This window comes from Moritella dasanensis ArB 0140 (genome assembly GCF_000276805.1).
Lineage (GTDB): Bacteria > Pseudomonadota > Gammaproteobacteria > Enterobacterales > Moritellaceae > Moritella > Moritella dasanensis.
The window spans coordinates 289,435-306,449 of record NZ_AKXQ01000001.1 but is presented as its reverse complement, the minus strand read 5'-3'; the positions used below and the strand labels follow the sequence as shown (position 1 = coordinate 306,449).

Here is a 17,015-nt window from a genome sequence, read left to right as displayed (position 1 = left end):
AATTCAGTGATAAACATTGGTTTTTTTATTTAATATTTGTCTAAATTCCGCTGAACTATTTCAATCCTTTGATATCCAATACATAATTAGATCTAATAGTCCATCTCAACAAATAAGTGACATCATGAACATTAAATTAATATCAGGCGTCGTAATCGCCGGTCTTGCAGCGAGCTATGCTGGCGGCAAAATCTACATGACAGATAAAGTAGCAACTCAACTTGATGCCAAGATCATCGAAATGCAGCCAATGGTTAATGTTAAATATGGCGATCTGAGTGTTGAACCGATCACTCAAAAAATTCAATTGCATGATGTCGTACTCAGCCCTACCGATGGTCGTGCAAAGCCAATTACGATTAATGAAATTACAGTTAATGACTTTGATAGCGAATCAGAATTTCCTGCAGTGTTAGACCTCGCATTAAATGGTATCTCGATCAGTATTGATGATATCGAACCAGAAACCGCTGCACAGCTAAAAGTACTTGGTTACACCGATGATATGCTCATCAGCTTAGCGACTAAATATACTTACGTTGATAACGTAATGGATTGGCAGTTTAACCTTAGCGCACAAGACATGGGAAAAATGGCATACTCATTGAATATTGCCAATTTTGAGTTTGACCCAAAACAACCCGTTTCACTGTTGTTTGCTTACCCTAACTTCCAACTTAATGCGGCTGAATTTACCTACACAGATGAATCATTTGTAGAACGTTTATTTAAGCAAGAAGCACAATCGTCAGATATGACGGTAGAAGAATTGAAGCAAGATATGTCTGATAAGATTAGCGCGTTACTCGCTGCAGATATTGAAAATAAAAATAATGAATTAAGTGATGAGCAAATCAAAGTTGCAAGCGGTGCCACTGAAGCATTCATTAAGTTCATTAACGACCCGCAAAGTCTCACGATTTCAGTCAACCCAGAAAAAGCGATCACATTGGGTGAGATTACTCAAACACAAAATGATCCAGCTAAGTTAATCGCGTTACTGAACATGACGTTTAAAGCTTAGTCTTTAAAAGACTGATATTTGAATGCCGTTTTGAGTAGCTGTGTTTGAGTACTAATAGAAAGTATGTCAGCTAGTATAACCGCTAGCTGACATTACTCTGCTCACACATACTCTATTTACACATTGATGGTACAGATAGAATCGGCTTCAAAATCAAAATCTTCTTTTACCAAGTCATTCGCACACAGTTGCTCTCTCACTTGACTCAAACCATTACGAATGATTTGTCGGACTCGCTCGCGCGAAATATCCATCAATTGGGCAATGGCTTCTAAGCTCATTGGATCTTGGCCTTTAAAACCAAAGCGTAAGCGAATGATATTCTGACTACGTACGGGTAAGTATTCTAATAACGCATCCATGTATTCGTAATAATCACATTTTTCATAACGAATGTCCGGCTGACAATTAACCTCTGCGGCAACCAAGTCTTTTAAACTCGCTAATAAATTGTCACCACTGATGATCTCTTTATCCAGCGAACCTTCATTGAAATAATGACCTAATATATTCAAAACTTTACGCGGCGAAATCTTTAACTCTTGCGAGATCTTGGTAATACCTTCATTAGTATCAAGATCAAGTCCTAGCTCAGAAGACGCCCTCAGGATCTGTTTATAAACACGCGTAACATGAATGGGGATCCGGATCGTGCGGCCGTGATTCATAATATACTGCTCGATGTTGTTTCTTATCCACCAAACTGCATACGTTGAGAATCGACAACCTCTCTCGGGATCAAATTTATCGACAGCATGCATCAAACCAGTATTACCTTCTTGAATGATCTCGTCCCAATCAAGTGAGTAATTCTGGTATTTCTTTGCCACCATAAGCACCAATCTCAAATTAGATTGGATCATCGTATCTCGTGCAGCTTTATCTCCATTTGCTGCAGCAACCGCTGTATCGTATTCTTCCTGTTTAGACAATAACTGGCTAAACCGCTGCAATTCATCAAAATACACATCAAGTGCGTTGCTTGTAATGTTACTCATTAATCATCCCTGTTTATGAACTACCCTCATAGTAGCACAACAAGGTGACAGGTTGTTTCGTTTTATTGTAGTTAATATCACTAAATAAAAACACAATACGAAACAAAAGCTTAATCAACATTACCATTTATCGAAACAATGAATAAGTATAACAATAGCGATCAATCAGGCAGGCAGAATAAGGCACCATTAGTTACAGGTTACTGGACGGTTCTGCATCTCGGTGAGACGTAAAAGCTCGTTAGCAATACTCTCGAGGCTATTTTCTAAGGTAAGCACTAAAACTTGATGTGCCCAATCCGGCATCTCAGGATTGATTTTATAATGCACCCACTGACCTTTACGTCTGTCGACAACAATATTTTGTTGACGGAGTAAGGCTAAATGACGTGATACTTTAGGTTGGCTTTGATCAAGTGCGTGTGTTAATTCACACACGCACAGCTCGTGCTCGTGTTGTATTAGTAATAAACTTTTAAGTCTAGTTTCATCCGCTAAGCACTTGTAAAACTGAAGTAATTCCATAAATCCGTTCATTTTAGGTGGCGTATGCCGCCACTCTATATAAACCTTGATTCACTGTCAAACGGTTCTAACCTGGTCGGCCGTCTTCACGCGCTTTAAACAGCATTGGCGCATAATAATAAACGAACAACCCAAACGCAATAACCCAGAATGCAATACTCACGTTAATAAAGGTAATATAATGCTGCATCCAGAAAATTGGACCGATTACCCGGATCGTCGCGGCAATAAATATACTCAAGAAGCCCAAAAACATGGCTTTAGGTTGTTGTAGCATGCGACCAGTGTGACCCAATGATACGCGAGATATCATGGCTAGAATTAATCCACCCATGCCACCAACCGTAATCAAATGCCACAAATGACTGACAAAGGGTACTTGGATAAAGTAACTCATGCCGACAGTGAATAGTCCTACCCAGATAAAGAACAGCGAGCCATGGATAGACCATAACAGCGGTACACCAAAAGTGATCCAAGGTTTCCAACGACACCAGCGAACGGCTTGACTGACACCAGAGATCAAGAACAGAGTACCAAATACTGCGGCTGGCACGGTAAATAACGGCTGTAGTAATAATAAGGCGGTAATAAAAGCAAGACTACCTGTTGCTAGTTTTTCTAACCAAGGTAAAGGTAATACTTTTGCAGTTTTGGTGCCGTTTGCGGTAAACATAGGCACAACACGACCCGCCATCACTGACATTAAGACCGCCATCAAAGTAACTGATGCATAAGCAGCTTGGTTAAGTGTCATGTTCGCTAAGCCTAATTTAGCTAAATGCATTTCAATATTAGCGACCGTAAATAGCACTAATATCGGTACAAAAAACAAATTACGATACTGTTTTATTTTCAGCAAAGGTTTAGCCAAAATATACGCAACAGCCGGTAAGAAGCTCAAATCAATCAGTATAATGACATAGTCATTCAGCAGCATTGGTAACAACAGCGCGACCCTGCCCGCTAGCCAAAGTATGAACAGTCCCAGCAAAGGTAACCCTGAAATACCACGCAAGCCCGTCCAATTTTGAATCGCCGTTAACAAAAATCCGGCAACAATTGCACAACCAAAACCAAATAGCATTTCATGGATATGCCACCACAGTCCACCACCATAAGGTTGGAACGTAATATGACCAGATAACATTGCGCCCCATAGCAATAATGCGATGACACTAAATAACGCGCCAGCTAAGAAGAATGGGCGGAAGCCAAGACGTAACACAGGGAGGATTTTTTGTTCCTCAGCTAAGTCAGTAATTTGCATTGATTTGACCTTTAAAATAAGAATTAACTAAAGTATATGAGTAAAAACAGGGGCTGTAATTGACTAAAGGCAAATACCCGACTTAAATAGTCAAGTATTTACCTTTTTATTGATGTTATTAAAACTTACTGATAATAATGTTTGCTACTAATAATGTTTACTACTAATAAAAACTCAGTTCAACACTGTAATAGCCAGTTCATTGTCATCATTCCAACGGTACCAAACATCGCAGTTTAATTGTCCAAGCCGAGGACGCTCACTGATGCTTGTCGATATTTTACCTTTGGCTATCCACAATGCTAGCATTGCATCAATACCATCTTCGCTAATGCCAAACTTTTTTGCTAATTCAGTTCTGCCGGTTTTTCCGTTAGCAACAAGATGATCTTTCAGGCGCGTTAAAATCATATTGGCCCTTCTCCTCTTGTAGTTTTACTTTGTTACCTTGTTTTTTCAACAGCGCCACAACAATCAGCATTAGCACACTGAAGAAACTTATCCAGCCGATGCTTGATGCCGGATGCGCTGCGAACTCAGCGATTTGATAGTACATAGTCGCAACAAAGTAGCCTAAGTACATAGTCCAGCTAGCAATGAATACGGCAAACGGTCGGCCAAATTCACGTACATAAGCGCCCATTGCCGCCGCACAAGGCGTGTATAATAAAATAAACAATAAGAAAGCAAAGGCTGCTGCGTCAGAACCAAAGCTGTCTTTTAAGTTACCAAACAGCGTCACATCAACTTCTTGATCGTCAGCAACTGCACTCATGTCGGTCAAATCACCCACATCAACGCCCAGCGGATCTGAATAACTTAAGTCGGCTAAGTTGGCAGGGATTGATAATACCGCTTCTTCTAAACTCGCGAGTAAATCAAATTCGGCATCGTCACCTTCTGCGCTTGAGTACAAGCTATTCAAGGTACCAATCACCGCTTCTTTGGCAAAAATACCGGTAATAATACCCACAGTTGCTTGCCAGTTATCAGCTTGAATACCAATGGGGGCAAGTAATGGTGTTGCCACTTGGGAGACTTGCGACAATATCGAACTTTCACTCTCTTCGTTGCCAAAGCTACCATCGGTACCCAGTGAGTTAAAGAAGCTTAAAAACGCCACCACTAAGACAATCGTTTTACCGGCACCAAAAACAAAACGTTTTAGTTTTTGCCAAGTAATAATCAGCATGTTTTGCATCGTTGGTAATTCGTAATCAGGCATTTCCATGATAAAGCTATCACTGCGACCTGGGTACAGGCTCCAACGTAATAACATCCCCGTGAATACCGCCACCAAAATACCAATAATGTATAAGGCAAAGACAATATTCTGACCATGTTCAGGAAAGAAGGCCGCAGAAAACAAGGCATAAACAGGTAATCGCGCACCACATGACATAAACGGAGCCATTGCTGCGGCTAATCGACGTTCACGCTCATGCTCTAATGTACGTGTCGCCATAATCGCGGGTACGTTACAACCAAAACCAAGCACCAAGGGTACAAATGCTTTACCTGGTAGGCCGATTTTTTGCATTACTTTATCAAGTACAAACGCAGCACGCGCCATGTAGCCTGAGCTTTCAAGTAATGACAAGAATAAATACAAGCAACCAATCACCGGAATGAAAGTCGCAACCGTTTGAATACCACCACCAATACCATTGGCAATAATAGTCACTAACCACACGGGTAACAAGCCGTCGAGCAAATAATGGCCGCCATCAACAAGGACACTGCCAAAGCTGATATCGAAGAAATCGATAAATGCGCCACCAATGTTTATCGAGAACATAAACATCAAATACATCACCGCAAAGAAGAACGGGATGCCAATGTATTTATTCAATACGACTTGGTCGACTTTATCACTGAATGAACGGCTTAACTTACCTTCTTGACGACGTACTTTATTACATAACTTGTGTAAGAAGGTGTAACGGACATTGGCAATATGGAAATCAGTTTCGACCGACTCCGCCACTTTATTCTTTACTTCTGACACCTGCATCAGGATATCTAAACTGAGTAAGTCACTCACTAAACTGTCATTCTCTAATGCGCGAACAGCCAGCGAACGAGGCGCTACATTATGCTCATAAAAGTGAATATCTAATTCGCTAATCGCCGCTTCTATTTCTGGACCATAGTTCATCGCCAGCGGTGTTGTTGTTACACCTTTTTGTACTAATGAATGCAGATTTTGTTTAAATTCGCTGACTTCACTTTTAGCATTGGCAGACAAGGCTAATACTGGGCAACCAAGGGCTTTCTCTAACTTTTTAATATCTAATACTTGGCGTTGACGCGCCAGCACATCCATCTTGTTTAAGACCACAACCATAGGACGGCCTAACTCTCGCAGTTGTAACGTCATGTACAAGCTACGCTCTAGGCATGAGGCATCAACGATGTTAATGATCAAGTCCGCAGCATGATTTAATGCCGCTTTCGATGCGATCATTTCATCGACACTGTTCACTTCATTACTGCTGTCTAAAGCATAGATGCCGGGTAAGTCCGTTAATAAAAACTCATCACCAGCGTGACCATAACGCCCTGTTTTTTTATCAACAGTCACACCAGCCCAGTTACCAACACGTTGGTTAGCACCCGTTAATGCATTAAATAAAGTGGTTTTACCGCTATTTGGGTTACCAATAGTAAGGATTTGATACAACATTAAACGACCTCGACTTCAATTTGTTGCGCGAGTTGCTTACGAATTGCAACAGACATACCGCGAACAGATATTTGTAAAGGATCTCCCATAGGGGCACGACGCATCAGTGTTACTTCGGTCTGTGGCAATACGCCCATCACCATTAACTTCTTGCGTGTGTCAGCAGGTAAAGCTGACATATCGGTAATTGTAGCGACAACACCATCGTTTAATAACGCTAACTTCATATCTACACCTAATCCTAATGATAACTATTATTATTAACATTCTACGCAGGCAGTATAAATTACTCTTGATATGAATCAATACAGTATAAATGAAATCGTCAAAATGACTTAAAAATAGTCATAAAGTAGTATTTTTATATAACAGGTGGATTTATTTATAGGTGGGGTATAAAACAAAAAAATATATGCAGCTCACCATTATGGCTATTTTGTGAGCTGCATATTTTTCAGGGCTATTTTACGATCTCTTTATAAGCATTCTTTTTAAGATTAATGTTTGAGACCTATTTTTCACTATGAAGCGCTTTCACCGATAAAACCACCGGTTTGATGTGCCCAAAGTTGCGCATAAATACCTTTTTTAGCAATCAACTCTTGATGAGTACCCTGCTCTATCACACACCCTTGATCTAAAATAATCAAACGGTCCATCGCCGCAATGGTTGATAAACGGTGAGCAATCGCTATCACCGTTTTGCCCTCCATCAATTCATTTAAGCTATCTTGAATGGCTGATTCAACTTCAGAATCTAACGCCGATGTCGCTTCATCTAATACCAGAATGGGTGCATCCTTTAATAAGACGCGAGAAATAGCGATACGCTGGCGTTGACCACCCGAGAGTTTAACCCCACGCTCACCAACTTGCGCATCATAACCCTTGTTACCAAAGGTATCCGTCAGGGTACTAATAAACTCATGGGCACAAGCTTGCTCTGTTGCTTTAAGCAGTTGTGCTTCGCTGGCATCTGGATCGCCATACATAATATTGTCACGAATAGTACGGTGTAATAACGAGGTATCTTGTGTAACCATACCGATTTGACCGCGTAAACTGTCTTGCTGAACATCACTGATATTTTGGCCATCAATTTTTATCGCGCCAGACTCAACATCATGAAATCGCATTAACAAGTTAACTAAGGTCGATTTACCGGCACCAGAACGCCCCACTAGACCGACTTTTTCACCCGCTTTTATCGTCAGGTTTAATTTCTCAATCACCCCAGCTGATTCACCGTAATGAAAACTGATATTATCAAATTCGATTTCACCTGCCGATACCGTTAACGGTTTAGCATTTGGTTTGTCTTCAATCTCAATCGGTTTAGCCAAGGTATTCATGCCGTCAATCACTGTGCCCATGTTTTCAAATAGACCACCAATTTCCCACATGATCCATTTCGACATACTGTTTAGACGAAGCGCTAAACTGATCGCAACAGCAATGATACCGACACTTAAACTCGAGTCTAACCACAACATGATCGAAATTGCACCGACGCCGAACAATAATAAGTAATTCAATAATTCAACGCAGAAAGTAAAACCGGTTACTAAACGCATCTGTTTATGCACAGTGACAAGGAATTCGTCCATGCCTTCTTCGGCATACACCATTTCGCGAGAGTTATGCGAGAACAGTTTCACCGTGGTGATGTTGGTATAACTATCAACTAATCGGCCAGTCATCATCGAACGCGCATTAGCTTGCTCTGTCGAGATCTTCTTAAGCTTAGGTACAAAATATAACTGAATGGCAATAAAACCAACAAACCACGCCAGCATCGGCAACATCAGGCGCATGTCTGCTTGGCCGATCATCACCAGCATTGCTAGGAAGTACACCGAGATATAAACCAATACATCCAGCAATTTCATTACAGTTTCACGCACGGATAAGGCTGTTTGCATTACCTTGGTCGCAATACGTCCGGCAAAGTCGCTTTGGAAAAAAGACACACTTTGACGTAATAAATAACGGTGAGCTAACCAACGAATAGACATAGGGTAATTACCCAGCAATGTCTGATGCATGATTAACGAGTGCAGCAATACTAATAATGGCATCCCCACCAGTATCAATACACTTAAGCCAATAAGGTTGGTACTTTCTTCATTAAGGAAATTTTGCGGTTCATGGTTTGATAACCAATCCACCAGCTGTCCCATAAAGCCAAATAACGACACTTCTAATATCGCGATCATTGCACTTAATATTGCCATCGCTAATAACGGCGACTCAAAACCACGCGTATAGTAACGGCAAAAAGCCACGAGATCTTGCGGCGGCTGTTCTGGCTGATGCTTAGGGAACGCCGAGGACATTTTTTCGAAAAACTTAAACATAGAGGATTATTATCTGAGCAATTTAAAGACCCGGCTATGGTACTACGTAATTGAGTCAGAGCGTAGTCTACATAAGCAGATTGGCAAGCTGTCCGCGGTAATTTATATTGATTCATGATTAAAACTAAACGTGTAAACAATATATTACACTTTAATTTACACATTTTACACCAAAACTGTTGCACCAAGCCCTATAAAATAAGTAAACTCGCTCAACCTTAGCGATTTATAGATGTTTAAGGCATTTGGTGTAAATTTAAGTTTACACCCTTAGCGATTATCCGTAATGGAATGTTTTATGACTTCGAATAAGATAGTAGGCAGTACCCTTATTGTTGCTGGCACCGCACTTGGTGGTGGTATGTTAGCGTTACCCCTTGCATCAGCCGGTTTAGGTTTCTATACCGCGGCTTTCTTGATCATCCTAAACTGGGGTTTAATGACGTATACCGCCTTGTTGATGTTAGAGATTCATCAACACGCTGAACAAGATGCAACGCTTAATTCCCTTGCCAAAAATTTACTCGGTAAACCGGGTCAATACCTCGCGACATTTGCTTCTTTCTTCTTATTCTATGCACTTTGTGCGGCTTACATCGCCGGTGGCGGTTCGCAGTTAACGCACAAGATCAATGATTTACTGAGTTTAGAACTGACGCCACAGTTTGGCGCAATACTGCTGACAATCATAGTCGCGACGGTCGTCTCTATCGGTACGCATTCAGTGGATATGGTCAACCGTGTATTGTTTAGTGTTAAAATTATTGTGTTAGCCCTCACGCTAAGCCTACTATTTCCACACGTTGAATCGATTAATTTATTAGAAATGCCTGTACAGCAAGGTTTATTATTGTCCGCATTACCGGTGATTTTTACGTCGTTTGGTTTCCACGGCAGCATCCCGTCAATCGTACGTTATGTCGGTATTGATATTAAAACACTGAAAAAAGTGATGATTTGTGGCGCATCCGCCCCACTTGTTATTTACCTGTTATGGCAAGTTGCAACACAAGGTGTGTTAAGCCAAGCTACGTTAATGGAAAATAACTCGCTAACCAGTTTCATTGCTTCACTTAGTTCAGTATTACAACAACCGCAAGTCAGCCAGTCTGTCTCGGTGTTTGCAGATCTTGCTTTGGCAACATCATTCTTAGGCGTGAGTTTAGGCTTGTTTGATTTGTTATCTGGGATGATGAAACGCACCAATACTACGATTAATAGCAGTGACGCTAACGCTGGCACTGATGGTAAGTTACATCGCGTGAAAACAGCACTCGTTACATTTTTACCACCACTGGCTTTTGCCCTGTTTTACCCACAAGGTTTCATTTCCGCGTTAGGTTATGCCGCAATCGCACTGGTTATTCTCGCGATCTTCTTGCCTGTTGCTATGGTATCGAAACAACGTAAAGCCCAAGCAAGTGGTTACCGCGTTATCGGTGGTAATAGCACACTGGTACTGGCTAGCTTAATGGGTTGCTTGATTATCACGTCGCAGTTTTTACAAATGGCTGACGTGATCCCTGCTGTTGGTTAGCCTGGTAATTGAGAAATGTTAATCACATAGTCTTAAGTACATGATATAAAAAAGCCCTGTGACGATGGAATACTTCATCATCGCAGGGCTTTTTTACCGTTAAAATTGGTAATGCAACCTGAGTCCCATATTATCCATGCCGCTATTTCGGTCACTGCAGAGCTCCCCATGTGATACGTGATCCCAAAGCACAGCAATTGACACCTGCTTGTCCAATTTATAGCCGAATTCAAGAGACTCCCTGAACAACCACCAGCACCCAAGCGTTGTCAGCCCATCGCCTTCCTCTACCACACCACTATTACCATTATGCACTGTCATCCCGAGACCGAGACTAGCAAAGAAGGACTCTGTTATATCAAAGTCCCACATGAAACCGGTATAAAGAAAACTGGTATCACCCTCAGTATTAATTGTCGTGCCTACAAAAGGCTTAGGCTCGCCGAGTGCACTGAGAAATTTGGGTGATTGAAAATGTAATTCCATATTAACATCAACACCGTGTTCTTCATCAGGGGCGATCGGTCCAATATTATGCACTAATATACCACCACGGAACTCAGCGATTAATGGCAGATGGGTTCCAGCCTCATCAACCTTTGATGCAGCATTCACCGAATTAATAACGATGAGTAATATCAAACATACTAAGCCACAAAATATGAAAAAGCCGTTTATTGTCAATTTCTTAGCTACCACTTATTGTATTGCAATTCACAGCACTGGCTAACAATGCGATACTCTGATTAATCGGTGCCACTAAAATATCACTCAGATCTAGCATGTTAGAAGCGTGTGGGATTGAATTCGTAGTAATTAACTGACTCACCCCCTTTTCTAGCAATACCTTATCAACACCATCAACAAAAATACCATGCACCGAAGCACAAAAAATGTGTTTAACGCCCTGCTTATGTAACGCGTCGATGCATTTTACGACAGTCTGGCCACTGGCAATTACGTCATCGATGATCACCGCAGTATAGTCTTTAAAATTACTTAAATCTGGCAAGGAAACAATGACATTTGTATCGCCTAGACGCTGCTTGCTGCCGACAACATAAGGATGATGACAAATACTTGCAACCTGTGAAACCCACTGCTCACTTTCAGCATCAGGGCCAACTAATAACATTGCCTTTTGACTGAGTAACCATTGTGATAATAACGGCGCAGCATGCACAACCTTGCTAGGGATCGTATAAATTTCATCAAGTGCGTGGTAGCGGTGTAAATGCGGATCAACAGTAACTAACCAGTCTATTTGTGATGATAATTGGCTGGCAAAAATACGCGAGGTAACGGCCTCGCCAGCAGAGAAACGTTTATCCTGGCGCATGTAACACAAATAAGGTGCAACAAGTCCCACAGATGCTGCGCCCAACTCACGTAATGTGGCCACTAAAAATATCAACGAGAGAAATTTATCATCTGGATAAGCAAGATCCGCCAACACGATACAGTGCCTATCTTGCACTGCTGTATCAATACGCAAATAAGACTCGCCATCAGGAAACCGTCTTGTGCTGTGCTGTCCATTCACTGCAGGTAATCGCTGACATAATTGACTCTGTAGGGGATGCTCATTTAGCGCGAATAAAATAGCCGGTGTCAATTCCACATCCATTGTACTATTCATAACAGTGGCCATACTCATTCTCCTATCTCAAACAAATCACGATTATCGTTAAAGTAACCTAATGCGTAATCACGCTGCCCTAAAGTATCGGAAAATAAAGTAAACAACGGCATACCTTTTAACACCTTATCACCCACATCAACATGCAAGCGAATACCCGCACCTTGTTCTTTCGGTGCACCCGCTAATTTTGCCAATCGCGCCAGCCGGCGGTTATCAATACTGCGAACCCGCCCATTACGTTTGGCATATTCAATACGATGATGATTTGCTTGCGGTATGTCTTTCCCACCACCTTGCGCAGCAACAATACGTTGGAACTGTTGCCACGCCTGGCCACTATCAAGTATTTCGGTCGCTACCTGCAAAGCTAAATCAAGCCCATAACCATGCGCAAAGTTGAGTAATTCAGCAGATAATGTTAACGAACGTGAGCGTAGATCTTGTGGTGCTTGGTCATCTAACTGCAGTACCGCGAGCACATCACGCGCTTCTTCTGCGGGGCCGATGCCACGACCAATCGGATGACTGCCATCGCTAATAACACAACGTATTCCGAGTCCGAGTGTCGTGCCGACTTCAACAAATAAATCGGCTAAGCGCTCGCCATCAGCCTGAGTTCTAATTTTAGCGGTGTCTCCAACCGGAATATCAATGAGCACATGAGTCGAGCCAGCGGCAATTTTCTTCGATAATACCGATGCAATTAACTGTCCCTCACCATCGAGATTTAAGGCGCTTTCAATACGTATTAAGATTTCATCAATTGGGCTTAAACTCACCGCACCGCCCCATACGAGACAAGCCCCGGTGCGCTCAACAACCGCTTGGATCTGTTCAAGATCAAGATCCACCTTCATCAACACCTCCATGGTATCAGCGGTACCTGCTGGCGAAGTGATTGCGCGTGAAGACGTTTTAGGAATAATCAAACCAGCAGCACTGGCTATTGCCACTACTAAGGGGGTCGTTCTATTGCCAGGCAAACCACCCACACAGTGTTTATCATAGACATTGGTATGCAGGGGCCAACTTAATCGTTTACCACTATCGACCATCATGCGGGTCAAGGATACGATCTCGGCGGCACTCAAATTATTACCAGCACAAGCACATAAAAAACTGGTGATTTCAATATCACTATAGCGATGGTCTCTGATATCTACCACGATAGAGCGAATATCAGCTTCGCTTAGTTCATGCCCATAGATCTTTTTCCGAACGGCGCTTGTTGATAACACCACAGGTGCGTGTTTGACTTGTACTTTTTCGCCACTAACGACACCAAGCCGCTGTAAGGTGACCAAAGAGAAACCGATATGTTGGACAGGCAGGACGTGTTGTTCAACGACGTTAAGTGTCGCGATGATATGCTCGCAACCGGAGATGACCAGCACTCGGGAGCTTGCCATTAAGCCTTCTGCTAGGCATATATGACAATCATTTCTCATGTATACAACTGGTTCTTGATGGGTATCTATGCCCATATCGTATACCGTCAGTTGTTGTTTTTTAGCCATATTCGCTCATTCTGCCAGTCTCTAATCTCCCACTAAGAATAGCCTTAAAATGAAGTTATGCCTTACTTAGAAATAAGCACGTTATTCCACGGCAAAAACGAAAAAGCCCCACCATAATGTTATTTATACATCACGGTAGGGCTTATTATTTTTAACGTAATTATGTTGTCGCTATTTCTTTTTCCACTGCCCTGGAGCAGATTCAATAAACTGACCTTTGTCTGTCATTGACATGGCTTTTTTCGCTGCGCGTGCAGAGATAGCCTGAACGGTCACATTATGCTTAGTTGCTAGCTCTTGATATTTAGCTTTACGTTTATCATTCACTTCTTTAATTAACGCGTTGACTTCACTACTTGGCTTTACAGCCCCAAGGTAGCCATTAACTTGCTCGCCAACTAACCCAGCTTGTTTTGCGGATTGTAAATCAATTGCTTGTACCGAAAAAGACATCGCAAATAAAATAATCAAGGTTGAAAAAATTCTTTTCATTGTAAGCTCCATTTTGGCTAGAATAACTCGTCATCGCTAAATACATCATCTAGCTCTTTATCAACTTTTACTTTGATTTCATGATCAATTTTTACATTTAAATTAATCACTATCGGTTTATCGGGAACGGCAAGCTGTACTGTTGGGGTACAACCAGCAATAAGTACAAGTAAACTTGCACTAAATAACAGTGCTTTCATATTATATCCTTATGGGTTATTCATTTTATCCAGTGCATCATACATCGAATCATTAATTCTTAAACTACGAAATAGCTGTAATATATTTTCTTCATGTGAATAATTAAATTCAATGGGGCGCTCGACACTTGGGTTGCGACCTTTAATACTAATCAATAACTTAGTTTCACCGCTCGGTTTAAAGTCCACAGCACTGTATAAACGCTCATAATGCAAATTTTCCAACAGATCTAACGCATAACGTAATTGCGGTTGCGTCAGCTTTAACTGGTCGATAGTGACGTTATCTTTAATTTGAATGATACCGCCCTGACCTTGCCCCTCGATTACACCATCGGTTATCGATACCGCGGACCCTTGCAGCACAAACGGTAAATCAGCCTTTAATAATCCGGTCACTTTCACACCCGGAACTTGATATAATTCAACAGCCTCTGGTAAAGATAGATTGCGAACCTGTATCTGACCAACAATATGCTCAAAATCGGTAATTAACAAGGGTAAAACCGAGACCTGACCTGAAAAAATATCGGCCGAGGCATTATCAACAGCCACTTGAAATTGTCCATTCGTTAACGATACCAAACCTGACACGGCTATGTTTTCAACCACAGGCCCCATATTGACGGCTGCTACATTGCTATCAATTGTGCACTTAGCCATTAATGATGCCGAAATATCAGCGTTGGTACTATCCATATTACAGCGCCAACTGGTTTTCAGTTGTGCGGCGCTAATGTCATTGAAATGCGCACTATCAGCCGTTAACTCACCGCTAATATTAGCCGCCAAGTAAGGTTTTTGTGTAGCTAAATTTAGTGTGTAGTTAAGCTTGTTTGTTATCTGCGCAGATAGCGTTAACCCTTTAGGTAAAGGATATACATCGGTCATTAACGACGGGATATTTTGTATTGGTAACTGCCAGTAACCTTCGGCTTTAATTGGCTTGAGTTCTAACAAACTCACGGTGTTTTCACTTTTTAGCAGTGCATCATCGAGTTGCCAATCAGAATTCAACACGATGCTCTTCGTGCTAAAACTGGCTTTATGCTGCGCGGTTAGTGTATTTATTTTATAGGTTTGTTGATATTGGCTGTTATCTAAGATGGTTTCGAAAGCACTCGTAAAGGATGACACTTTATTATCCTTGATGTTAATCCTGGTAGGCGTCAATAATTTAACCGTCATATTGTCACTCGACATGTCGGTATATTTAAACTGTTGCGCTGTTATGCTTGCTTGATTAACGAGTAACTTAGTTTGTAGCGCTGTACTTGTCGGGTTGAATTCCACAACCCCTTTCCCAGCCACTTGTACCGGCATTGGTTCTAACCCATCAACCGCACTGAAAAATCGGCTATTACCCGCAGCTGAAATAGCCCAACTGCCTTGCCAAGATCCTGGGGTAAGTAACAGTTGGTTCACTTGTAGCGCAAATCTATTTTCCGACATGTGTACCGTCGCACCGAGTTGTTTCGCTGCAACCTGCCAGGTATCTATATTTCGGTCTTGTATGCTCAACTGTAAAGATAACGGTAATTGTGGCGTTATGATGATTGGCGTTAGCGTTAATGAATCGCTCTGCTGAAAAGGTTGGCACACTGCGTTTGCCATTTTAAATAACGAATCAAATAGAGCACAGTTATCGGCGGAAACAGTAATAGGATCTACATTAACCAAGTTTAAATCGGCAGCATCAGCTAACCAACCGTTGTCACCTAAGGTTAACGCCGTCGTTAAGGTTAAATTGGTGTTGGTAATGACTGCTTGTTGTTGCTCATAAAGCCCTACATCGTTAAGTGAAATAGCCACTGCAATACGATCAACCTTTTCTGGATTGAGCGCGATGTCTACTTTAACCGAGCCGGACAGCAAACCATTAAGCTCAGGTAAGAATAGATCCATGATTGGCTTAGTTTTCGCTAAGTCAGTGATCAATGTTCCGTTGAGTTGCTTGTGACGGTCTCGGTCATTGCTTTTGTCATTAAGCTGGCCAGCGCTGTAATTAAACTCGGCAGTCAGTAATTGCAGTTCTTGCTGCCACACAGAAAATCCAAATTCAGGGTCTACATTGTTATAGCGATAAACAATATTTTTAACATCCAAGGTATTTAGCTTAAGGCTTGACCAAGACTCTAATTTATCCGCGGCGAAGTCAGGTAAATTATCACCCCGCACCGTGATATTAGTAATGTGGAGATCGGGTATCCAATCAGGTAATGTGGGAATAACCAGCGCGGTGGCTGTGGTTTTCGAGTCGGTGTCTACCGTTTGAGCTTGAGTCGCTTGCTGAAACTGCAAATAATCAAGGCTTAAATCCACGTTAGCTAACGCGATGCTGTCAATAAACCAAGGCTGCTTAAGATCAAACTTCATTACTAAACCGGTTAACTGTTCGACTTTAATGCCGTAGTTTTTAGCTAAATTATTGCTCACTTTAATAATAATGCTTTCACGATAAACAGAGGCCACGGCAACACTTAACATCATTAATGTCGAGACACCTAAGATCCAACGTCTTAGATGAAATGATGCTTTTTTTGTTTGCTGCGGTGTCGACATTAAAAAATAATCCTTATAAATATAACTGTCTATCTAATTTAGTATCCTGAACTACAAGTGTAATCAAATCAAGTTGCTCATTCTGCGTACAGTATTGATAAACACTAAATATAATATTTTATGCATTAATATCTATGCTTATTGATTAATACTAAGAGCCTTATTAATCAAACACAATACTTTAACACCATGTCACATTTAGGTA

General features: G+C 41.5%; 15 protein-coding genes. 2 read left to right on the top strand and 13 right to left on the bottom strand.

Annotated features, from left to right (window positions below):
• Positions 1–124 precede the first annotated feature (124 nt).
• A complete protein-coding gene (locus A923_RS0101325) occupies positions 125–1,024 on the top strand; it encodes a hypothetical protein (protein WP_017219835.1) in 900 nt (299 codons plus the stop codon).
• A 116-nt stretch (positions 1,025–1,140) separates the two neighbouring features.
• Here the strand turns inward: A923_RS0101325 and A923_RS0101320 are convergent, their stop codons facing one another.
• The 7 genes from A923_RS0101320 to A923_RS0101290 form a co-directional block, all read right to left on the bottom strand.
• On the bottom strand, positions 1,141–2,022 hold the full coding sequence (locus A923_RS0101320; RefSeq protein ID WP_017219834.1) for a sigma-70 family RNA polymerase sigma factor: 882 nt from the start codon (positions 2,020–2,022) through the stop codon (positions 1,141–1,143).
• A gap of 189 nt (positions 2,023–2,211) precedes the next feature.
• The gene (locus A923_RS0101315) at positions 2,212–2,547 is read right to left on the bottom strand and encodes a metalloregulator ArsR/SmtB family transcription factor (RefSeq protein ID WP_017219833.1); all 336 of its coding nucleotides are present in this window, start codon (positions 2,545–2,547) and stop codon (positions 2,212–2,214) included.
• Between the two features lie 67 nt (positions 2,548–2,614).
• On the bottom strand, positions 2,615–3,817 hold the full coding sequence (locus A923_RS0101310) for an NnrS family protein (protein ID WP_017219832.1): 1,203 nt from the start codon (positions 3,815–3,817) through the stop codon (positions 2,615–2,617).
• 174 nt (positions 3,818–3,991) lie between these two features.
• A complete protein-coding gene (locus A923_RS0101305) occupies positions 3,992–4,228 on the bottom strand; it encodes a FeoC-like transcriptional regulator (RefSeq protein WP_017219831.1) in 237 nt (78 codons plus the stop codon).
• On the bottom strand, positions 4,191–6,503 hold the full coding sequence (gene feoB / locus A923_RS0101300; protein ID WP_017219830.1) for a Fe(2+) transporter permease subunit FeoB: 2,313 nt from the start codon (positions 6,501–6,503) through the stop codon (positions 4,191–4,193). The genes A923_RS0101305 and feoB overlap by 38 nt, the downstream gene beginning before the upstream one ends.
• Positions 6,503–6,730, bottom strand: a complete 228-nt coding sequence (locus tag A923_RS0101295; RefSeq protein WP_017219829.1) for a FeoA family protein — start codon at positions 6,728–6,730, stop codon at positions 6,503–6,505. The genes feoB and A923_RS0101295 overlap by 1 nt, the downstream gene beginning before the upstream one ends.
• Positions 6,731–7,024: 294 nt before the next feature.
• Entirely contained in the window at positions 7,025–8,860 is a 1,836-nt protein-coding gene (locus tag A923_RS0101290) for an ABC transporter ATP-binding protein (protein ID WP_026006003.1), read from the bottom strand.
• Positions 8,861–9,158: 298 nt separating this feature from the next.
• On the opposite strand from A923_RS0101290, the gene A923_RS0101285 reads away from it, so the two are divergent.
• Positions 9,159–10,397, top strand: coding sequence for an aromatic amino acid transport family protein (locus A923_RS0101285; RefSeq protein ID WP_017219827.1), 1,239 nt, complete (start codon positions 9,159–9,161; stop codon positions 10,395–10,397).
• A gap of 99 nt (positions 10,398–10,496) precedes the next feature.
• Here A923_RS0101285 and A923_RS0101280 read toward each other — a convergent pair whose 3' ends face one another.
• The 6 genes from A923_RS0101280 to A923_RS0101255 form a co-directional block, all read right to left on the bottom strand.
• Entirely contained in the window at positions 10,497–11,039 is a 543-nt protein-coding gene (locus A923_RS0101280) for an acyloxyacyl hydrolase (RefSeq protein WP_237716151.1), read from the bottom strand.
• Between the two features lie 46 nt (positions 11,040–11,085).
• Positions 11,086–12,048, bottom strand: coding sequence for a ribose-phosphate diphosphokinase (locus A923_RS0101275; protein WP_017219825.1), 963 nt, complete (start codon positions 12,046–12,048; stop codon positions 11,086–11,088).
• A gap of 2 nt (positions 12,049–12,050) precedes the next feature.
• Positions 12,051–13,556, bottom strand: coding sequence for a thymidine phosphorylase family protein (locus A923_RS0101270; RefSeq protein WP_017219824.1), 1,506 nt, complete (start codon positions 13,554–13,556; stop codon positions 12,051–12,053).
• 171 nt (positions 13,557–13,727) lie between these two features.
• Complete coding sequence (locus tag A923_RS0101265; protein ID WP_017219823.1) at positions 13,728–14,048, bottom strand: YdbL family probable chaperone protein; 321 nt, start codon at positions 14,046–14,048, stop codon at positions 13,728–13,730.
• A 17-nt stretch (positions 14,049–14,065) separates the two neighbouring features.
• Positions 14,066–14,248: a YnbE family lipoprotein gene (locus A923_RS0101260; protein WP_017219822.1), complete on the bottom strand. Its 183-nt coding sequence runs from the start codon at positions 14,246–14,248 to the stop codon at positions 14,066–14,068.
• 9 nt (positions 14,249–14,257) lie between these two features.
• Positions 14,258–16,810 (bottom strand): intermembrane phospholipid transport protein YdbH family protein, encoded by a 2,553-nt coding sequence (locus A923_RS0101255; RefSeq protein ID WP_017219821.1) that lies wholly within the window; start codon positions 16,808–16,810, stop codon positions 14,258–14,260.
• Between the last annotated feature and the right edge of the window lie 205 nt (positions 16,811–17,015).

Coding starts and splice junctions, on each gene's coding strand:
- A923_RS0101290 (WP_026006003.1), bottom strand. CDS start 8,860: ATGTTTAAGTTTTTCGAAAAAATGTCCTCGGCGTTCCCTAAGCATCAG.
- A923_RS0101270 (WP_017219824.1), bottom strand. CDS start 13,556: ATGGCTAAAAAACAACAACTGACGGTATACGATATGGGCATAGATACC.
- A923_RS0101260 (WP_017219822.1), bottom strand. CDS start 14,248: ATGAAAGCACTGTTATTTAGTGCAAGTTTACTTGTACTTATTGCTGGT.
- A923_RS0101265 (WP_017219823.1), bottom strand. CDS start 14,048: ATGAAAAGAATTTTTTCAACCTTGATTATTTTATTTGCGATGTCTTTT.
- A923_RS0101295 (WP_017219829.1), bottom strand. CDS start 6,730: ATGAAGTTAGCGTTATTAAACGATGGTGTTGTCGCTACAATTACCGAT.
- A923_RS0101255 (WP_017219821.1), bottom strand. CDS start 16,810: ATGTCGACACCGCAGCAAACAAAAAAAGCATCATTTCATCTAAGACGT.
- A923_RS0101315 (WP_017219833.1), bottom strand. CDS start 2,547: ATGGAATTACTTCAGTTTTACAAGTGCTTAGCGGATGAAACTAGACTT.
- A923_RS0101275 (WP_017219825.1), bottom strand. CDS start 12,048: ATGGCCACTGTTATGAATAGTACAATGGATGTGGAATTGACACCGGCT.
- A923_RS0101285 (WP_017219827.1), top strand. CDS start 9,159: ATGACTTCGAATAAGATAGTAGGCAGTACCCTTATTGTTGCTGGCACC.
- A923_RS0101325 (WP_017219835.1), top strand. CDS start 125: ATGAACATTAAATTAATATCAGGCGTCGTAATCGCCGGTCTTGCAGCG.
- A923_RS0101320 (WP_017219834.1), bottom strand. CDS start 2,022: ATGAGTAACATTACAAGCAACGCACTTGATGTGTATTTTGATGAATTG.
- feoB (WP_017219830.1), bottom strand. CDS start 6,503: ATGTTGTATCAAATCCTTACTATTGGTAACCCAAATAGCGGTAAAACC.
- A923_RS0101310 (WP_017219832.1), bottom strand. CDS start 3,817: ATGCAAATTACTGACTTAGCTGAGGAACAAAAAATCCTCCCTGTGTTA.
- A923_RS0101305 (WP_017219831.1), bottom strand. CDS start 4,228: ATGATTTTAACGCGCCTGAAAGATCATCTTGTTGCTAACGGAAAAACC.